The following is a 2725-nucleotide window of genomic DNA, read 5'->3' as shown; positions in this document are numbered from 1 at the left end:
AGACGACTTCGGCCCTGGAAAGCCCGCCACCGAGCGACACCGGCGCCACTGTCATACCCATCCGGCATAACCAGCCCCACAAGTCGGCCAGCACCGTCTCCGAACCGGCCCGATACAGCCGCACGAAAAATCGAGGCTAGTCGGCTAAATCGGGGCTTGTGCGCCTTCAGAGAGGATAGTCGTGAACGACTACGAAGCAATCAGACGCGTTATCGCGTTGCACGCTCAGCTACTCGATGCGCGTCGATGGCCCGACCTTGCGGCGTTATTCTGCCCGGATGGTGTGCTGCTGGCGTGTTCCCGGTGAATGAGTCCAACAGATCTGTACCCGTGTTGTAGGTCCACCGTTGTGAGAGCTGAGGGCAGAGTGATCATCAGGAGGTCACATGCCCCGGATGTATGCAGCGACGGTGCGCCGGCAAATCGTTGCCCGGCCGCGATCAGGCGAAGCGGTGGCTGCGGTCGCGTCGGAGACGGGCATCTGTCAGGCCACCTTGTTTCGGTGGAAGCGCCAAGCGTTGATCGATGCCGGTGTCATCGAGGGCACCCCGAGCGTGGAGGCCGACGAGCTGGCCGCGGCCGGTAAGCGCATCGCGCAGCTCGAGGCTGAACTCGCGTTGACGCGGGATGCGTGCGAGCTGTTCAACGCCGAGGCGGTGGTGCCCCCAAAACACCGACGCGCGATCGTTGAAGGACTGATCGCGCGAGGACATTCGGCCCGATCAGCTTGCCGGATAACAGGATTAACGCGATCTCTGCTGCAGTACCACCGCAGAAGGCCGGTGCCCGACCGCCAGATTCGCCGGCTGATCGTGGCCGACACGATCACCGAGATCGACCAACGCTCCCGCGGCAGCTACGGTGGTCGCCGAATCCGAGCAGCCCTGCTGGCCGATTACGACATGAACGTCAACCTCAAGCTAGTGCGCTCGATCATGGGCGAACAGGGCCTGCATGGACTGCCTCACCCACCGCGGCGATTGCCGAACCGGCACTTCACCGCAGCGCGGCCCAACGAACTGTGGTGTACCGACATCACCGAGCACCCCGCCGCTTGAGTTCTTGGGGTCGTTGCAACGCCTCGATGAAGTAGAGGTGTTGGCGTTGTCTGATGGAGTGGTGAATCGGCCGGGTGTGCAGCAGTATTCGGTTGGTCAGCGGGAGTTGTTCTTTCGTTTGCTGGATCGTGGGGGCACGATTCGGGCAGCTGCGGCGGGCGCGGGGGTTAGCGCGGATACCGGGTACCGCTGGCGGCGCCAGGCTGGGGTGGCCTCTCGACGACCGAGGCCCCGGACCTACACCGCTGAGGAAAAGTCCGAGTTCTTCCGGCTGCTCAGCATTAGGGGCAACGTGTCGGCGGTGGCTCGAGAACTCGCCTATGTGCGGGTGACCTGCTACAAGTGGGCGCATCAGGCCGGGATATTCACCGGAAAGGACGTCAGCGATCAGCGCGAGGAGTTCTTGGGGTTACGCAGTGCGGGTGTGAGCAGACGCGACGCTGCTGAGCAGGTCGGTGTCGACAAACGCACGGCCCAGGATTGGGACAAGGGCATCCGCCAATTTTATGGTGGGCGTGTCTACGCCGACGGACGGGTCGTAAAGTACCGATCGGCGCAGATACTGGCCCACGTGAAGAATCCACGAAAAACGTATGGCCACAACGACAATCGGATCGAACTGGAGCGGCTGGAACGCTCGATCAGTCCGCGCTTTCTGAGTTTGGCCGAACGCGAACAGATCCACGACCTCAAGGCTGCCGGGCAGTCGATCCGCCAGATCGCTCACCGGCTAAGCCGGGCACCCTCGACGATCAGCCGAGAGTTGCGTCGCAACGCCACGGCCTCGTTAGGCTATTTGCCGTACTCGGCGCACCGGATCGCGGCGTCGCGGCGCCCTAGACCCAAACAACGCAAACTGCAACGTCAGGGCCGGCTACGTCACTACGTGACCCGCGGGTTGGGCCGCCGGTGGTCACCCGAGCAGATCAGTCGACGGCTGCTCCGCGACTTCCCCGACGACCTGGAGATGCGGGTGGGCACCGAGGCGATCTACCAGACCATCTATCTGCACGGCAGAGGCGCGTTGAAACGCGAAATCACCAGCGCCATCAGGTCCGGACGAGTAGCCCGCAAGCCTCGTCGTGACCCGGCGCAGCGGTCTCCTCGATTTCGGGAGGCGATGATTTCCATCGCCGACCGACCTGCCGAGGTCGAGGACCGCGCGCTACCGGGTCATTGGGAAGGCGACCTCATCCTCGGCGCAGTCGGGCGCTCAGCCATCGGCACCGTCGTAGAACGTGCCAGCCGCTACGTCATGCTGGTGCACCTGCCCGTTGACCGCACCGCCGAGGCTGTACGCGACGGGCTCATCCGCTCCCTGGGCGAACTCCCGGTAGCACTGCGGCGATCACTGACCTGGGACCAAGGCGCCGAGATGTCCGAACACCGCTCATTTCGGATGGCCACCGACATGCACGTGTACTTCTGCGATCCCGGCGCACCATGGCAACGCGGCACCAACGAAAACACCAACGGGCTTCTGCGACAATATTTTCCGAAGGGCACCGACCTATCACGGCACAGCATCTCCGACCTTGCGGCCGTTGCTGAACAGCTCAACACCCGCCCCCGCAAGACTCTCGGTTGGGACACCCCCGCGGAGCGATTAACTGCTTTACTAGAAAACGCATAAACCACCCGCGTTGCGACGACCGACAGAATTCAAG

Annotated in this window: 3 protein-coding genes; all 3 read left to right on the top strand. The window is 63.2% G+C overall.

Annotation, left to right across the window (positions count from 1 at the left end):
• Nucleotides 1-181 precede the first annotated feature (181 nt).
• The 3 genes from VGG53_RS01325 to VGG53_RS01315 all read left to right on the top strand — a co-directional run bounded on the left by VGG53_RS01325 (nucleotide 182) and on the right by VGG53_RS01315 (nucleotide 2691).
• Nucleotides 182-307 (top strand): nuclear transport factor 2 family protein, encoded by a 126-nt coding sequence (locus VGG53_RS01325; RefSeq protein WP_331516153.1) that lies wholly within the window; start codon nucleotides 182-184, stop codon nucleotides 305-307.
• A gap of 79 nt (nucleotides 308-386) precedes the next feature.
• Nucleotides 387-1058, top strand: a complete 672-nt coding sequence (locus VGG53_RS01320; RefSeq protein ID WP_331516152.1) for an IS3 family transposase — start codon at nucleotides 387-389, stop codon at nucleotides 1056-1058.
• Between the two features lie 424 nt (nucleotides 1059-1482).
• Complete coding sequence (locus VGG53_RS01315; protein ID WP_414688850.1) at nucleotides 1483-2691, top strand: IS30 family transposase; 1209 nt, start codon at nucleotides 1483-1485, stop codon at nucleotides 2689-2691.
• The last annotated feature ends 34 nt before the right edge of the window (nucleotides 2692-2725 follow it).

It is taken from the genome of Mycobacterium sp. (assembly GCF_036490025.1).
Taxonomy (GTDB): domain Bacteria; phylum Actinomycetota; class Actinomycetes; order Mycobacteriales; family Mycobacteriaceae; genus Mycobacterium.
This window is presented reverse-complemented; position numbering and strand designations above follow the sequence as displayed.

Bases quoted from the DNA above. Each gene is read 5' to 3' on its own strand.
- VGG53_RS01320 (WP_331516152.1), top strand. From the start codon at position 387: ATGCCCCGGATGTATGCAGCGACGGTGCGCCGGCAAATCGTTGCCCGG.